Raw genomic sequence first — 13,322 nt, forward strand, 5'->3', positions numbered from 1 at the left:
ATCAGTTTCCCTTGCGGGCCACCTGGATCGCCTGCGCATAGCCGGTGATGATCACCGCATCCAGGCCGATCTGCTGCTGCAGGGCCTCATCCACGCCGGCGGTATCCAGCGACACGTCCGCATCCCATTCCGCCACCATGTCCAGGATCGCTTGAGCCGGCGTGATCTCCTGCCCCGCCAGGCGTTGCAACAGCGCCGTGTACGCCTCCTGTGTCAGGTGCCGATAGATCAGGTTGAGCTTCTGCTCGCGGCCGTGGCCGATGATGGTCAACGATGCCTTGAAGGTCTCCGGGGCCTTTACCTTGAACATCAGGCGCCCTCCACCAGGATCGAATCGGCCAGGGCGGTGAACGTCGCGGTGGTGCCCATCGGCGTGTTCGCGGTCATGGTCGGGTCACCGTCGTAGCTCAGGTAGCCATACCAGTACAGAACGTCACCGCCGGCAAGCTTGGCCCGCAGCACCACCGGCTCGCCCTTGGCGTCGACCGTCTTCAACGCCGGATACCAGGGCTTGGACGGGTCGTAGTAGAGCGGGATGGTGATGGTCTTGGCGTTCTTGAAGGTCGGGATCTGGATCTGGCGGCCGGTCGGGTCCTCCAGCAGGATCCCGCTCCAGTACTGCTGTTCTCCGCCGGCGGTGGTCGGATCGCCCTGCTGGTCCAGGTCGATGAAGGCGGCCGCCTTTCGCAGCGAGCCGGCGCCGCTGGTGCCCGGGTACAGGGTGGTATCGGTGGTGTCGGTGCCGAGCAATTCGATTGCACCGGTGGATTCGGCGCCAGCGCGGGTCGTGCGGTTGTTCAGGGCCGGCCAGCCCGGGATCTCCAGCACCACCACGTCGTCGGTGTCGACTGCATTGGCCGCAATGCTCGCCAATGCCGGCGCCGCCTTGGAGATGCCAGTGGTTGCGATCTTGGTGGCCAGCACCGGCGCGAAGCCGAACTGGGTGCCCTTCGGGAGCTTGAGTGCCATGTGTTGTCTTCCTCTGGTTGAAAACGAAAAGCCCGGCGCATGGCCGGGCTGATACGGGGTTGGTGGGTCACTTACGGGTCAGGGAACCAGAGCCCGAAATCGAGACGGGCGCCGTATGCCTTGATGGGCGCCTCGTACATAGCGACTGCGGCGCCATAGGGCTCGGAATGCGGAACGCCGGTACAGATCACATCCTCGATACGACGGATCAGCGTGTTGGCCTCGGGCCTGGACTTGGACCAGATGGTGATCTGCACCCGCGCATGCTTGTGGTCCGGCATTGATCCTTCGAGGAACCACAGGGCTTGGCCTCCGACCTGCTGATAGAGCGCGAACGGGAAGACCGGCTGGTCCGGCGGAACGTCGGGATAGAAGCGTCCCTGTACCAAGGGCGCAATCAGGGCATGGAGGGACGGTTCGTAGCTCATCCGCTGCCTCCTCGCGCCTCACGCAGCAGCTCAGGAAGCCGCTCCCTGCCCCTTTCCACCATCGCCGCCTGCGCGCGCGACAGGGACGCCTCGTACCCCGGCCTGACGAAGGGGTTAGCAGGGACCCATTTTGGCTGCGCCAGCGGTGCACCCAGTGTCCAGGAGCCGTCCTTATCCTGGTAGACCGCATGCGTCTGCCAGTGCCCGAACTCCACCAAATGCCCGTGTGGCGCCTTCTTGGCGTTCCACGAGATCGAGTACACCTGCCGACTGTCGGTGGATCGGCCATCCCGGTATGCCAAGTAGATTGCGTCGCGGAGACTGCCGGGGCGCAGGCTGCCACCTTCCTCCGTGCCGACCGGTGCCCGCAGCTTCACCTCATCCCGAATGACCTGGCCACCTGCAACGCCCATGGAGCGCGCGAGACTGACGCGGGAGTCGAGAAGCGCGTCGAGTCCCTTCACCGCGTCGGAAAAGTCAACATTGGCCTTGATGCTCATCCGCTGTTGCCTCCCTGCTCAGTGATGATGAAGCCCTTGGCACGATCTTTTAGGTCGCGAATTACGCCCTTGACCTCAAAGATCAGGCCCTCGTGAACGATCCGCATGGACTCATCGACCGCGAACGACTGCAAAGTGGCGAATCGGACCATGAAGCTGTAGCGTGCGATCGACGCCGGCACGCCGCCGGCCAAGCTTGCGCGAATGGCGCCGAGTCCGGTTTCATTGGCGATTCCCGCCCATACCTCCGCAACCAGCTCCCAGCCCTGAACAGGCTGGCCCCAGTCATCGGTTCCCTCGGCTGGGCGCTCGATTCTGATCCTCCGGTTGAGATCTGACGTTCTCATGGCGTCATCACCCGCCTGTAGGGCCGAAGAAGCGGAATCACACCCATCGGTAGTTCGACGGCGGTTGCTCCGATCACCACCGCCGCCTGGTTGTCCCACAAGTGCGCCAAGGTCAACCGGACGGCTGCAACCACGCTCGGGTTGACGACCATTCCAGCCAGGTTCCGCGACAAGGCCAGATCGGCCGACGCCTTGCGTTGCCTGGCGACGGAACGCATCGCCGCTGCTTTGTCCGCATCAGGCTCAGAATCAGCTGCCGTCATGGCCGCAGAGTAGGCCGAGGCAGCTGCCGCAGCTGCAGCCGGGAACGCGTCCAAGGCGCCGTCCAGTGCTGCTTGGTCGGCGAATAACGATCGGTTGAGGTATGCCGCCGCCGCATCTTCGGCCGATGCGAGCAGCGCCGCCAGCTCTGCATCGGCGTAATCCCCATCGACCCTGCATTGGGCGCGGCACTGCTCAGGCGTCAACAGGGGCATGGCTCACTCCTTCTTGCCGTCGGCCAGCGCCGCGGCCAGCTTTTCAGGACCCCAGCGCTTGTCGAACGGGATACCTGCGGCTTCAAGCTGCGCCATCAAGGCTGGCTTGTCTTCGGCAGCGACCTGGCCCTTGTCGTCCTCGCCGGACAGCTTGTCGACGGTCTCTGCGATCAGCGCCTCGCGTGCGTTGTCCTCGAGCGCGTTCCAGTCCTCCACCGACAGCCCCGAGGCTACGTGTGCGCGGCCAACCACGTCGCCCAACGACAGGACACTGCCGTCGGAAAGCTCGAAGCTCTCCGGCTGAACACTGGAGCCCAGCAGGAACGCGGGCGGCGTATCTGCCATCAGGCTGAGAGCACCGACAGAGAGTGCGCCGGCCTCCAGCTCGGGCGGGCAGTCATTGCCGGCAACGAACTGGACGGGATAGATCTCGCCTTCCGGCACTCCACGGAAGGGCTTGATGAACTTTGCCATTGCGGCTCCTCGATCACAGGAGGGATGCCGGGCGGCGCGAGGCCGCCCGACGGGTGGGTGATCAGGCCGAAGCCGCGATCTTGAGGGCGCGCATCGGCTCGGGGTTGTGCACACCGCCGCCCACGCGCTTGGTGGTGTAGAACATCACGTAGGGCTTGTTGGTGTACGGGTCGCGCAGCACGCGCACGCCCTTGCGGTCGTACACGGTGTAGGTCTGCTTGAAGTCGCCGAACAGCGCGGCGATGGCGTTTGCTGCCACATCCGGGATCGCGGCCACGTCCTGCACCGCAAAGCCGGCCAGGGTCGACGGCTGACCCGCCACCAGCGACGGCTGCCACAGGTAGTTGCCCTGGGCATCCTTCAGCTTGCGCACCACACCCTGGGTCTTGCGGTTGAGCGCGAACTTGGCGCCCGCGGTGAATGCCGACGGCAGGTCATAGACCAGGTCCAGAATGCTGTCACCGTTGATGCCGGCCGCCAGCCCGCTGTTCACGGCCTTGATGGCACCGAACGGGTGCTTGGCCGCGTTGGCGCCGCCTTCCACGTAGGTCAGGATACCGAACGGCTTGTTGACGCCATTGCCGGAGAAGAACGCGTCGCCCTCCTGCTTGGCGAACTCCAGCTCGACCTCGCCGGCCAGCCATGCCTCCAGGTCAATCTCGGCATCGTCCAGCAGCTGCTGGGTCGCCGCCGGATTGGCGTAGATTTCGCCCCAGCCGAAGCTGAGCGGACGCAGCTTTGCCGTTGCGGTCTCCGGGCGGGGATCTTCTTCGCCCACCCAGCCCGACGAAGTGCCGCCGGTGTTGTAGAGCTTGGTCAGGCCCGCACCGGAGCAGGGCTGCACGTTGGCCAACTGCCGCATATCCGACACGATGACCAGGCGATCAGTGATCGAACGATCCCATTCGACCGGGGCCAGGTATCCACCTTCATCGGCCGCGCCCTTGTTCAGGGCCGCCTGCACTTCACCCTTTCGGAAGTGGGCACGGAAGGAATCGGTGTACTCGGCATCGGCGACACCGCTGCCGGCGCTACCGCCGCCCATCTGGAACGCGGCCATCTGGGTGTTGGCTTGGTCGACCGCAGCCTGCAGGCGGGTGATATCGGCATTGATGTTGTCGACCTTCAGGGCCTGCAGTGCATCGGCGCTGCCCTTCTTGATCTCTTCGAGCTGCTTGGTGTGCTCGGCCTTGAACTCGGCGAATGCCTTGTTCAGCGACTCCACCAGCGCCTTCACGTCGGGCTGGCTGCCACCATCGGCGCGCACGGAAACGAGGCCGCGCGGGACGCGGCCGTGGGTCATCTTGGTCATGTGTTGGCCTCTTAGGCTTTGATGTTGTCGAGAAGGCCCTGCAGCAGGGCCGAGGTTTCGTTGCCGCCAGCGCTCGGCGTAGCGGACCCGGCAGCGCTCGGCTTGCCGTTGAACAGCGATTTCAGGGTGTCGCGTCGCATGGATCGGGAGTGGCCGGCCTTGGCCATCGCCGCCTCGACCAAGGCCAACGCCTTGCGCCCACCCGATGCCTGCTTGGCATCCTTGGTGGCGGCAGCCCCATCGAGCAGACCATCGGCAAAGCCGTCCTCCACCGCCTGGGTGGCACCGATCCAGGTCTCCTCGTCCATCATCCGAGCCGCCTCGGCCTCGGTGACGCCCGAGCGGGCCGCGTAGACCTTGGCCATGGCCGTGTCGAAGGGCTCCAGCAGCCTTGCCGCGTCAGCCATGTCGTGCCGATTGCCGATGGCCACCGCCCAAGCGTTGTGGATCATCAGGAACGATCCGTCGCCCATCAGGATCTCGTCTCCGGCCATCGCAATCACCGAGGCCGCCGACGCGGCCAGGCCCATGACCTGGACCGTCACCCTGCCCTGGTGCTCGCGCAGCAGGTTGTAGATCGCGACACCTTCGAAGAAGTCGCCACCGGGCGAGTTGATGTTCACCACCACATCTTTGGCGCCGATGGCGCGTAGGGCGGCGCTGATCCGTTTGGCGGTGACGCCGGTCCCCTCCCAGTTTTCGCCGATCGAGTCATAGATCGAGATGCTGTTCGCGTCGTTGCCGGCGGCGCGTACTTCGGGCTCCCAGCGTTCGAGCGCATCGGGACGCATGTCGAACTGGGCGGCGCCGAGCCGTCGCTCGGCACGGATTTCAGGCAGCTGCCGGAGGCTCATTGCTCTTTCCCTTCTGTGTCATGGGGTTGATCAGGTCGTTGGCCCCTGGCTGATCCGATTCCGGATAGTCCAGCAGGTCGCGGACCTCGTTCTGTGTGTGGAACGGCGCCGTACCGCCAGAACCGAGAGCGGCCTTGAAGAACTCGGCCTGATCCTTGAGCGTGCCGCGCATCAGCGCCCGCACGTTGAACTTGGGCTGGTAGCGCTCCAGGTCACGCTCGTCGATCAGCGATCGCGCGACCGCCTGCTCCCAGTTGGTGAAGTGCTCCAGCATCGTGTACTGCAGGAAGAAGATGCCCAGCTGCTCGATGCCGGTGCCCCAGCTGGTATCGCTCAGGAACAGGAGCGGTCGAGGCACGCCGTAGAGCCTGGCCACCTCCTCCACCTGTGCGCTGCGGTTCTCGACGTGCTGGGCCTCTTGGGCGGTGCTGCCGAACTTGTTGGCCTTGGCCCCCTCCTCCAGAAGCATCCATTTCTGGGCTGCTGTCGCTCCAGCGTACTCAGTGTCCAGTGACCCACGCATCCGGCCATAGGCCATGTCGCTCAACGCCTGCGGAACCTCAATGGCGCCGCCGGCCATGTTGCCGGTCTCAAAGATCCGGCTTGCTGCCTGTTCCGCATCCAGAGCCAGGCGGATGGCCCGATCTGCCAGCTTCATCCTGGACAGGCTCGTCACGCCGTCCACGGATAGGTCACGGATGTGCAGCACTTCCTCCTGCTTCAGGATCACCTCGCCGCGTTTCTTGCTGTTGTACCGGTAGATCATCCGCCAGTCGTCGCCAAGCTCAGCGCGAACCGCGAGGGAATCCATCGGGATGAGGTGGATTGGCCGGCCGGCGGACCACACGATTCTCGCGTAACCATCGCCATGCCGCTGCCGGGCCAGCTCCATCTGCCGCTTGAACTCCAGCGGCGTCTGCCACGGATTCGGCTTGATCTTGAGTAGGCGGTGCGCGGGATGCTCAACGGCTATCCGCTTCTTCCCACCCGACTCAACCAGGTTCAGCGGCAGCATGCCGATGGTCCCGCAGATCAGAGACAGGCAGCGGAGTACCGCCATATTGCGCAGCTGGTAGCCGCCACCGCCATGGCCGGCCTGCGATCGGATGAATTCCAGTAGGGCCGGGTCATCCATTCCGGTGAACTGGCCGGCCTCAGCCCGCGCGTTTTGTGGAGGAGGCGAATCAAGGACGGCCGGAGGGTTCCAGTACCGGTCCAGGGACGCCAGATCATCGGCATTGAAACGAGACATGAGGTTCCTTATAGGAATCGGATGCCGCGGCTCTCGTAAACAGAGATACCGCGAGCAGTGGGATTGAGCGCCATCAACGAGACCGCATTGAACAACGCCATCAGCGGATCGATCTTTGCTGTTCCGCTGACTTGCTTGGTGATCGTGATGGCGTTTCCGGTCGGAACCACCTTTGCATTGCCCACTGACCAAGCCATCAACGGCTGCCCTGCGTGAACAAGGTCGCCGCCGGCCAATGCGCGTTCGGTCGTCTTGATGGCGCCGTTGAGCTTCCAGCCTTGGGAGACGGCCACAATCTGCTTGAGGTCGATGCCCCGATCCTCTGTGGTCAACTCGTCAACGACGGCCCCGATGCCTGCCGGGTCTACGCCGACGCCATTCTCTTCCGGCATAAGCCCCGCCAGCTTGATCCTGCAGATGGCGTCGGCCAGCTGATCCACGTCCTGGCCGGGAAGCTTGACGATGGTGAGATCACCGACCCGCTCGAATTCGCGAAGCATGATGACGATATCCTTGCGCCGCTCCAGCACGATCTCGTGCGCCCAGGCGTGAACCCAGGCCAGCCACTTGCGCGTTTCCCGCTCACGCCCTACCGCTGCCAGGCCCAGAAGATCGTCCAGCCCACCACCGTCGATCCCAGTGGTGATCACCTCGCAACGCTGCAGCAGATCATCCAGCGTGGCCACAAGCTCCGGACGGGCCTGCTGTTGCCAGAAGTCCGCGCCGGCCCAGCGATCCGAACGTAGGTTTAGCCCCACCTCGACGTTGGCGTGCTTGGCCAGAAAGCCTCGTAGCGAGTGCTCACCAGCCTGGTCAGCCTTCTCGTACTCTCGCCGCAGGAACTCCGAGTCCACCGACACCCCGAAGTTGGGATTGACCAGCGGCATGTTCTCCAGCTTCAAGTGGTCGCCGGCAGCTACCATCTCAGGCGGATGCTCATAGAGCACCGGTAACGACTGCGGATCCACGATCTTTCCATCGCGCACATCGCGCATGCGCTGCAGGTCTTGCTTGAACACCCCGGCCGGCGGTTCATCAGACTGCGTCGTCAGCTTGATGACTATCCCCTCTGGGCGTGACGCCAACCCACCCACCGCTTCGCGAAACATGGCCTCGGCGTTGGGCCTCTTGCCGAACAGCCATTCCTCATCGATCAGTACCCAGCTGGCCTTCTTGCCGCCAACTGTTTCGCTATCGGCGGCCACCACCTTCAAGGTAGCCCCCATCGTCCGATGGGTAATGGTGCGCACGTGGTCCTGGACGTGGAACAGCTCGGACAGGTCTTCATCGACCTTGATCATGTCGCGGGCAGGTGCGAAGGCGTTGTTGGCGATTTCCACGGTCGGCGCCAGGATGATCATCTCCGCCGACACACGCCAGTTCAGGATCAGGGCGGTCACCATGATCCCAGCCGCCAGCGTGGACTTGCTGTTCTTCTTGGGAATCAGCATCAGCACTTCGCGGATCAGCCTACGACCGGTCTCCGCGTCGTACGCGCCAAAGATGGCCGCCACAAAGTCGAATACCCATGGCTCGCAGGCCTCCCCGAACGTCGGACTACCAGGGGCATCCACGATCCGTAGCTGCTTGAACACCCTCAGCGCCTCTTCCGCCTGGTCGGGGTAGATCGGCGGCGGAATGATGCTCCTTCCCGTCCGCAGTCGATCTGCCCAGTCCAGGCAGGCCGTTGTGTAGGCGATTCCCATCTCAGTTCATCCGCGGACGTGGCGGGGCGGAGGGTGCGAAGCGACCTGCGACGGCCTGTGCCTTCTTCTGGCGCTCCTCCTTCTTTCCGCCCTCCCCCTTCTTTGTGTGGGTGTAGGGCAATGCGGCCGAGGCCGCTTTCACTTGGAGCGCCGTTGCAGCCACGCGCCCCAGTGCAATGTCCTGGAGCAGGGTCAGCATGTCCTTTTCTTCCTGCTCAACCGGCACAGATTTGGTGCGCTTGAGGGCGCCACCGCCGGGTTGAGCCTCCAGCGAGACCTTCACTGCCGATGCCTTGGCATTTGCTGATTTCTTTGGTGGAACCGGGATCGGCGGCTTAGGCTTCCGACCTGCGCCAGGCCTTGCGCCGCCCGCGTTCTTTCGTGGGCCGCCGCTCTTGCCTTTGACGCCTGCCATTTGCTGATTTCCTATTCCAGGCGGGAATTTTTTCTGTGAATGGGGAGACGACCGGTCTAGGTCTGGATCCGATCCATACTTTCAATGCCCCCTCGGTATGTTTAGGGGTCGCGCCGTGGGACACGACCTGTGAAACGCATTGGCGCGGTCAGGGCGTACGCTCCATCCGCTGCTTCGCACCGTCGTGGCACAACTTGCACAGCGACTGGTGATTCTTCGGATCCCAGAACAATCGATGGTCGCCCCGATGCGGGACGACGTGGTCGACCACAGACGCGGCGGTGGTAACGCCTGCGGCTTGGCACATGACACAGAGAGGATGCGCCTGCAGGAACCGCTCTCGATACTTCTGCCACTTATAGCCGTAGCCGCGCTGCGTGCTGCTCTTGTCCGGGCCGCGCCAACTACCTGGTGCAACGTTCTTGAGCCGCGCCGGGACCGGCTTCAGCCGGCCCGGGACGGTGTGCAGGCGAGCCATCAGAACTCCTCCACTTCCCAGCCACCGCCGTCGCGCTTGCGCCTGAGCTTCACGGCGATGAAGCGGAATGGGTACGTGGCTGCTGCGATCTTGATCTTGGCCCGGGCGTCGTCCTGCCAGTGCCCCTTCACCTCGTGGCACTCCATGACACCGTCGGCAGCCATGACTGCAAAGTCCGGGGTGTAGAACGTGTTGTCGGCCAAGCGCAGCTTCATGCCCTCGAACCGGTGCCACTGGACCCCGCCTGCGGCCTGCAGCGCGCGCAGCCGCTCGGCATACGCGGCCTCTGTCTTGTTCATCTCGCCAGTCTTCAGCCGGCCAAGCGCCAGCAAGCGACGCGCGGCTCCGGTCTTAGCCGCCATCACTGCGCCCCAAGCTGCTGTTCGATATCGGCAACACTCTCGCGCACCTCTACCCACTTGCCGTCCACGGCCATCTGCACGTTCGCCGCCACACCGTGCCAGCGCTGGCTCGGGCCGGCCTGCTGGATCATGGCGATCTGGCCAGGGCTCACCAACAGCGCGCGGCCGTGAATGTCGGTCAACCGGATCATGGGCTCACCTCGCCACAGAACGTCAGGCTCAGCTGCGGGTCAAGCTGCTGGAGTCGCTGCTGGTGCTCCACCTTTCGGCGCTTCCAGCGGTTCATGTCCTTGGCACAGTTGGAGACGTGCTCCCGCTCTTGGCGGTATTCCACATAGGCCACGTTCCAGCGCTCCATCGCACCCGATGCCTGGGTGCGGATGAACTCGGCCATCCGGTTGAATGCACGAATGAAGGCCCAGCGAACCTCCGCAGCCTTCTTGCCGGTGAAGGCCAATGCCACGGCCATGAAGCCGTCCTTGGTCATCAGGTAGTACCGCTGCGGCTTGCCGTTCTGTAAGTGATTGATTTCATGACAAACCTCAAAATTGAGTTTTGCCGATTCGTCCGGCGCGTCCTCCACGGCCTTGTGGATCGTGCGCAGAACGTTGTCGTGCCGCTTTCCGAAATACTTGGCAATGCGCCTGCTGTCGGTCATTGGCTGCCCGCCGGCCAGCATCACCATGTCCTGGATGGAGTCGATGTTCATTACCTGCTCCTACTGGATCTGCCTGAAGAGGAAGCGCGGCCAGCCTGTCGGGCAGGACGGCAGACGTTCGGTAGCGAACCTAGGCCGCGCTTGAAACGAGAAACCCGGCACTTGGCCGGGTCTCAATGTGTTCTGGGTTGGAATTCGGTTTCCCGACTATTTGCGGTCAGCCGCAATCACCGCTTGGCAGGCTCGGACCTGGTCGTCGGAATCGCGCCCGATCTGAACAAGATCTCCCGCGACCTCTGCTCGTAGTTGGGCATGCGCATCACGTTCGACGGCGCCGGCGACGGCTTCGGACAGGCGAGCGGTATTGCAGGTGGCGAGGTCGTCGCGCAGCTGGAGACGACCAGCGCGCAGGTCAGCCACAACAGCAGCAGGGACGGTCGCGGCCGCAGTCCGGTCTTCTTCATGCTTAGCTCCAATGTCGGCCAGCTGCAGAGCCTTGCTCTGCTCGGTGGCGCGGGTCTGGTTCACCTGGTCGGCGACTGCCGATGCGCCGGCGGCGCGCAGGGTGGCGTTGCTGGCATCGGCCCGGTCGCCACGCCAGGCCCAGCCAGCACCGAACATTGCGCCTGACCACAGGACGAACGCAGCAACCGCGATGGTGATTCGGTTCATTCGGACCCTCCTGCCTTGATGGTGTCGCTGTCCGGGTCAAACGGCGGTGGCTCCAAGCCGGCCGCGCGCATCAACCCTTCCAGCCGGTAGATGTGGCGGATCAGGCGCAGTTCCCTGGCCTCCATGCGGCCAACCCGTTCGCCCAGCCGGGTCACTTCCTCGCGCATCAGCTGGATCACGTTGACCTCGGCCCCCTCTCTGGCTGTCTCTACGAACTGCTTGCGCCACCACAGCGCCACACCGCCAGCCCCAACCATCAGGCCGCCGACGGCCGTGCCGATTGCCTGCCAATCCACGTCGACCCCGATCATGGCGCCGCCGTCCCGCCGGCCTTGCAGTACACCGCCAGCAGGTCGGCCAGCTTGTGTTCGTGCTGGCCGTAGCCCGCGCCAGGCAGGCTCGCCCAGGTCTTGCGGACGGCCCTGATGGCTTCCTCGATCTTCCCCGCTTGGATCAGCGGCAGCGCGCGGCGCTCCCGGATCTGCTGCAGCGCAATCAGGTCCTGGCTCAAAGGCGAGAAGTCCTTCAGGCCGAGCGTCTTCTTGTAGGCGTCGTAGTAGCGGCGCAGCAGCTGGTAGCGGCCGGCTGCGGTGGACTGGATCTTGAGCTTCGGAAGGTCCACCAGCACGCGCGGGTGGTCGGCATAGCTCTTGAGCAGTTGGCCGCCGACGATCACGTCATAGCCGCGATCCTTGGTGGGCTGCTTACAGTTGTCCGTTCCTTCGGACCAGGCAAGCATGTCGAGGAAGGCCACGACGTTCACGCCGCCTGCCTGTTGTGCGGTGATCTGCGCCATAGCAACTTCTCCTAGCTGTCAGCCTCACAGTGGTTGAGGCAAGACGATTGATTTGCCGAGGGAACAGACGTTTCCACTATTCCTGGCGCGCAAAGCCCCCCGCTCAATGCGGGGGGCACTTTTTTTACTGGTACAGATCGCGCCAGGCCTGCATCTGTTGCGGCTGGTGCTGGCGGAACTGAGCCTTCATTTCATTGAGCAGCTGATCGAGGTTGCCGTGGCTCATGAAGTTCAGGTACATCGCCGTGTAGCCATTGTTGTAGTCGCCAGCAGTCACTCCGGTCTCACCGCGACTGATGTGCCAATGCAACAGCTGATAGAGACCAGCGAGCACTTCGCCATGCAGATACCACTCAGCCATCTCATCTGGCGACGCCGGGGGAACGTACTGACGCGTGTCCCTGCTGTGGCCGACCTCGTGAATCAGGAGCGTGGCGGTGTACTTCGATTCCTGAAAATCCGCCATGCCGCTGTCGACAAAATCCTGCCGAATCCGGATCACTCCATTGTAGAAGTCCGCTTGGTGGGTCAGACCAGGCGTGGGCTGGATCATCCCGCCGGCCTCCAGGAACTGCTTCAGGTCTTTGGAGAAAGCTCGGTCGGACAGAACGACGTTGATGACGTTCTGCCCCAGCTTCAGGAGCTGAGGATTCCAAGCAAGGAACAAGTAGATTTCGTCCCATTCCGGATCGGGGACGTCTTCGATAGGCTCTCCAGTGTCCTCCCGCGGACCGGCGAAATCGCCAGCGCCCGCAGATGCAAGCGCGCCCCCCCAGTAGCCAGAATTTGCGGAACCACCGCCCTTCGGGGGGTACACGTTGATGGCGGGGAGGTTAGTAGTGCTAGTCATCATTTTTCTCCAGCTCGGTCGCACGCGATTCGATTGCGCGTGCGCAGCGCACTCATCGCGAAGAGTGCTGAATAGACCTCTCTGTTGAGAGCGTCCCGCGATGATGGAGAAGCTATAAATTGATCCGCGGGACTCTCAATCCCGCACTCTTCTGACCGCTGTTAGTTGAAGGCGAATCCTTTCTCTCAGAACGACGTAGATCCCTGCATTCGTTCATAGATCCATTCGTAAGGTTTTCGCCACTTCGCCCTGTAGGTGGACTCGTCGCGGCCGATCGATGCCGCCCTTTTTCGATCACTATGACCGGCAGTGCCTATTGCTGTGCACGCTGGGCAGAGACTCTTTCGCAGCTCATGCGACCGAATGCCGCTGCCCTTGCAGTTGCTGCACAAGGGCCGCTCCGAAACCTCACATTGAACAGCTCGCTCGATCGTCGCAAGCATGTCCAGCACGCTCTTCGGCCAGAGACGTCGTCTGACGCTCTCCAGCTCGATACCGGCGGCATGTAAAGCCTCGCGGCGCGCGCGACTTGGGCTGCGCTCATGCTCGACCCAGTACCTACAGACGGAGAGCTTGATTTCTGCCTCGAGTAGCCTGTGCCGCTGCTCGCGGAACTCATGTACGACAAAGGTGACCAAGGCATCGCCTTGGCCACCATTAGTAGGATAGGTATCCATGTCTCAGCTGTTGCGACATTAGTTAAGCAAGCTTCACTCGCTCTCCGGAGAGCGGCAGGGCTTGAGCCAATGGCACGCGGCTGAAACGCGTGTACG

21 protein-coding genes are annotated in these 13,322 nt (G+C 63.3%); all 21 read right to left on the reverse strand.

The window, feature by feature from the left end:
• Position 1 precedes the first annotated feature (1 nt).
• Positions 2-310 carry a phage tail assembly chaperone gene (locus ACUVWL_RS08015; RefSeq protein ID WP_164166315.1) on the reverse strand — a complete coding sequence of 103 codons (309 nt, stop codon included), beginning with the start codon at positions 308-310 and terminating at the stop codon, positions 2-4.
• The gene (locus ACUVWL_RS08020) at positions 310-969 is read right to left on the reverse strand and encodes a phage tail tube protein (protein ID WP_445979023.1); all 660 of its coding nucleotides are present in this window, start codon (positions 967-969) and stop codon (positions 310-312) included. The genes ACUVWL_RS08015 and ACUVWL_RS08020 overlap by 1 nt, the downstream gene beginning before the upstream one ends.
• Before the next feature lie 71 nt (positions 970-1,040).
• Positions 1,041-1,397: a tail completion protein gp17 gene (gene gp17, locus ACUVWL_RS08025; RefSeq protein ID WP_142234528.1), complete on the reverse strand. Its 357-nt coding sequence runs from the start codon at positions 1,395-1,397 to the stop codon at positions 1,041-1,043.
• Positions 1,394-1,897: an HK97 gp10 family phage protein gene (locus tag ACUVWL_RS08030; protein ID WP_164166319.1), complete on the reverse strand. Its 504-nt coding sequence runs from the start codon at positions 1,895-1,897 to the stop codon at positions 1,394-1,396. The genes gp17 and ACUVWL_RS08030 overlap by 4 nt, the downstream gene beginning before the upstream one ends.
• Complete coding sequence (locus tag ACUVWL_RS08035; RefSeq protein WP_445979024.1) at positions 1,894-2,244, reverse strand: phage head closure protein; 351 nt, start codon at positions 2,242-2,244, stop codon at positions 1,894-1,896. The genes ACUVWL_RS08030 and ACUVWL_RS08035 overlap by 4 nt, the downstream gene beginning before the upstream one ends.
• A complete protein-coding gene (locus ACUVWL_RS08040; protein ID WP_445979025.1) occupies positions 2,241-2,720 on the reverse strand; it encodes a head-tail connector protein in 480 nt (159 codons plus the stop codon). The genes ACUVWL_RS08035 and ACUVWL_RS08040 overlap by 4 nt, the downstream gene beginning before the upstream one ends.
• 3 nt (positions 2,721-2,723) lie before the next feature.
• The gene (locus ACUVWL_RS08045) at positions 2,724-3,194 is read right to left on the reverse strand and encodes a hypothetical protein (protein WP_164166246.1); all 471 of its coding nucleotides are present in this window, start codon (positions 3,192-3,194) and stop codon (positions 2,724-2,726) included.
• A gap of 61 nt (positions 3,195-3,255) precedes the next feature.
• Positions 3,256-4,506, reverse strand: a complete 1,251-nt coding sequence (locus ACUVWL_RS08050; RefSeq protein WP_049454497.1) for a phage major capsid protein — start codon at positions 4,504-4,506, stop codon at positions 3,256-3,258.
• Positions 4,507-4,517: 11 nt separating this feature from the next.
• A complete protein-coding gene (locus ACUVWL_RS08055) occupies positions 4,518-5,360 on the reverse strand; it encodes a head maturation protease, ClpP-related (RefSeq protein WP_445979026.1) in 843 nt (280 codons plus the stop codon).
• Positions 5,338-6,612, reverse strand: a complete 1,275-nt coding sequence (locus tag ACUVWL_RS08060) for a phage portal protein (RefSeq protein WP_164166328.1) — start codon at positions 6,610-6,612, stop codon at positions 5,338-5,340. Before ACUVWL_RS08060 ends, ACUVWL_RS08055 begins: the two co-directional genes overlap by 23 nt.
• Positions 6,613-6,620: 8 nt before the next feature.
• Entirely contained in the window at positions 6,621-8,318 is a 1,698-nt protein-coding gene (locus tag ACUVWL_RS08065; protein ID WP_445979027.1) for a terminase large subunit, read from the reverse strand.
• Between the two features lies 1 nt (position 8,319).
• Positions 8,320-8,733 carry a hypothetical protein gene (locus ACUVWL_RS08070; protein WP_445979028.1) on the reverse strand — a complete coding sequence of 138 codons (414 nt, stop codon included), beginning with the start codon at positions 8,731-8,733 and terminating at the stop codon, positions 8,320-8,322.
• A 148-nt stretch (positions 8,734-8,881) separates the two neighbouring features.
• Entirely contained in the window at positions 8,882-9,211 is a 330-nt protein-coding gene (locus ACUVWL_RS08075; RefSeq protein WP_445979029.1) for an HNH endonuclease, read from the reverse strand.
• On the reverse strand, positions 9,211-9,573 hold the full coding sequence (locus ACUVWL_RS08080; RefSeq protein ID WP_445979030.1) for a DUF1064 domain-containing protein: 363 nt from the start codon (positions 9,571-9,573) through the stop codon (positions 9,211-9,213). Before ACUVWL_RS08080 ends, ACUVWL_RS08075 begins: the two co-directional genes overlap by 1 nt.
• Positions 9,573-9,764: a hypothetical protein gene (locus ACUVWL_RS08085; protein WP_445979031.1), complete on the reverse strand. Its 192-nt coding sequence runs from the start codon at positions 9,762-9,764 to the stop codon at positions 9,573-9,575. Before ACUVWL_RS08085 ends, ACUVWL_RS08080 begins: the two co-directional genes overlap by 1 nt.
• Positions 9,761-10,282, reverse strand: coding sequence for a Rha family transcriptional regulator (locus ACUVWL_RS08090; protein WP_445979032.1), 522 nt, complete (start codon positions 10,280-10,282; stop codon positions 9,761-9,763). Before ACUVWL_RS08090 ends, ACUVWL_RS08085 begins: the two co-directional genes overlap by 4 nt.
• A gap of 156 nt (positions 10,283-10,438) precedes the next feature.
• Positions 10,439-10,903, reverse strand: a complete 465-nt coding sequence (locus ACUVWL_RS08095; RefSeq protein ID WP_445979033.1) for a lysis system i-spanin subunit Rz — start codon at positions 10,901-10,903, stop codon at positions 10,439-10,441.
• Positions 10,900-11,214: a hypothetical protein gene (locus ACUVWL_RS08100; protein ID WP_445979034.1), complete on the reverse strand. Its 315-nt coding sequence runs from the start codon at positions 11,212-11,214 to the stop codon at positions 10,900-10,902. Before ACUVWL_RS08100 ends, ACUVWL_RS08095 begins: the two co-directional genes overlap by 4 nt.
• Positions 11,211-11,699 carry a glycoside hydrolase family 24 protein gene (locus tag ACUVWL_RS08105; protein ID WP_445979035.1) on the reverse strand — a complete coding sequence of 163 codons (489 nt, stop codon included), beginning with the start codon at positions 11,697-11,699 and terminating at the stop codon, positions 11,211-11,213. The genes ACUVWL_RS08100 and ACUVWL_RS08105 overlap by 4 nt, the downstream gene beginning before the upstream one ends.
• A gap of 124 nt (positions 11,700-11,823) precedes the next feature.
• Positions 11,824-12,549 carry a hypothetical protein gene (locus tag ACUVWL_RS08110; RefSeq protein WP_445979036.1) on the reverse strand — a complete coding sequence of 242 codons (726 nt, stop codon included), beginning with the start codon at positions 12,547-12,549 and terminating at the stop codon, positions 11,824-11,826.
• 185 nt (positions 12,550-12,734) lie between these two features.
• Complete coding sequence (locus ACUVWL_RS08115) at positions 12,735-13,226, reverse strand: hypothetical protein (protein WP_445979037.1); 492 nt, start codon at positions 13,224-13,226, stop codon at positions 12,735-12,737.
• Positions 13,227-13,322: the final 96 nt, after the last annotated feature.

The organism is Stenotrophomonas muris (assembly GCF_052751275.1).

Coding starts and splice junctions, on each gene's coding strand:
- ACUVWL_RS08015 (WP_164166315.1), bottom strand. CDS start 310: ATGTTCAAGGTAAAGGCCCCGGAGACCTTCAAGGCATCGTTGACCATC.
- ACUVWL_RS08020 (WP_445979023.1), bottom strand. CDS start 969: ATGGCACTCAAGCTCCCGAAGGGCACCCAGTTCGGCTTCGCGCCGGTG.
- gp17 (WP_142234528.1), bottom strand. CDS start 1,397: ATGAGCTACGAACCGTCCCTCCATGCCCTGATTGCGCCCTTGGTACAG.
- ACUVWL_RS08030 (WP_164166319.1), bottom strand. CDS start 1,897: ATGAGCATCAAGGCCAATGTTGACTTTTCCGACGCGGTGAAGGGACTC.
- ACUVWL_RS08035 (WP_445979024.1), bottom strand. CDS start 2,244: ATGAGAACGTCAGATCTCAACCGGAGGATCAGAATCGAGCGCCCAGCC.
- ACUVWL_RS08040 (WP_445979025.1), bottom strand. CDS start 2,720: ATGCCCCTGTTGACGCCTGAGCAGTGCCGCGCCCAATGCAGGGTCGAT.
- ACUVWL_RS08045 (WP_164166246.1), bottom strand. CDS start 3,194: ATGGCAAAGTTCATCAAGCCCTTCCGTGGAGTGCCGGAAGGCGAGATC.
- ACUVWL_RS08050 (WP_049454497.1), bottom strand. CDS start 4,506: ATGACCAAGATGACCCACGGCCGCGTCCCGCGCGGCCTCGTTTCCGTG.
- ACUVWL_RS08055 (WP_445979026.1), bottom strand. CDS start 5,360: ATGAGCCTCCGGCAGCTGCCTGAAATCCGTGCCGAGCGACGGCTCGGC.
- ACUVWL_RS08060 (WP_164166328.1), bottom strand. CDS start 6,612: ATGTCTCGTTTCAATGCCGATGATCTGGCGTCCCTGGACCGGTACTGG.
- ACUVWL_RS08065 (WP_445979027.1), bottom strand. CDS start 8,318: ATGGGAATCGCCTACACAACGGCCTGCCTGGACTGGGCAGATCGACTG.
- ACUVWL_RS08070 (WP_445979028.1), bottom strand. CDS start 8,733: ATGGCAGGCGTCAAAGGCAAGAGCGGCGGCCCACGAAAGAACGCGGGC.
- ACUVWL_RS08075 (WP_445979029.1), bottom strand. CDS start 9,211: ATGGCTCGCCTGCACACCGTCCCGGGCCGGCTGAAGCCGGTCCCGGCG.
- ACUVWL_RS08080 (WP_445979030.1), bottom strand. CDS start 9,573: ATGGCGGCTAAGACCGGAGCCGCGCGTCGCTTGCTGGCGCTTGGCCGG.
- ACUVWL_RS08085 (WP_445979031.1), bottom strand. CDS start 9,764: ATGATCCGGTTGACCGACATTCACGGCCGCGCGCTGTTGGTGAGCCCT.
- ACUVWL_RS08090 (WP_445979032.1), bottom strand. CDS start 10,282: ATGAACATCGACTCCATCCAGGACATGGTGATGCTGGCCGGCGGGCAG.
- ACUVWL_RS08095 (WP_445979033.1), bottom strand. CDS start 10,903: ATGAACCGAATCACCATCGCGGTTGCTGCGTTCGTCCTGTGGTCAGGC.
- ACUVWL_RS08100 (WP_445979034.1), bottom strand. CDS start 11,214: ATGATCGGGGTCGACGTGGATTGGCAGGCAATCGGCACGGCCGTCGGC.
- ACUVWL_RS08105 (WP_445979035.1), bottom strand. CDS start 11,699: ATGGCGCAGATCACCGCACAACAGGCAGGCGGCGTGAACGTCGTGGCC.
- ACUVWL_RS08110 (WP_445979036.1), bottom strand. CDS start 12,549: ATGACTAGCACTACTAACCTCCCCGCCATCAACGTGTACCCCCCGAAG.
- ACUVWL_RS08115 (WP_445979037.1), bottom strand. CDS start 13,226: ATGGATACCTATCCTACTAATGGTGGCCAAGGCGATGCCTTGGTCACC.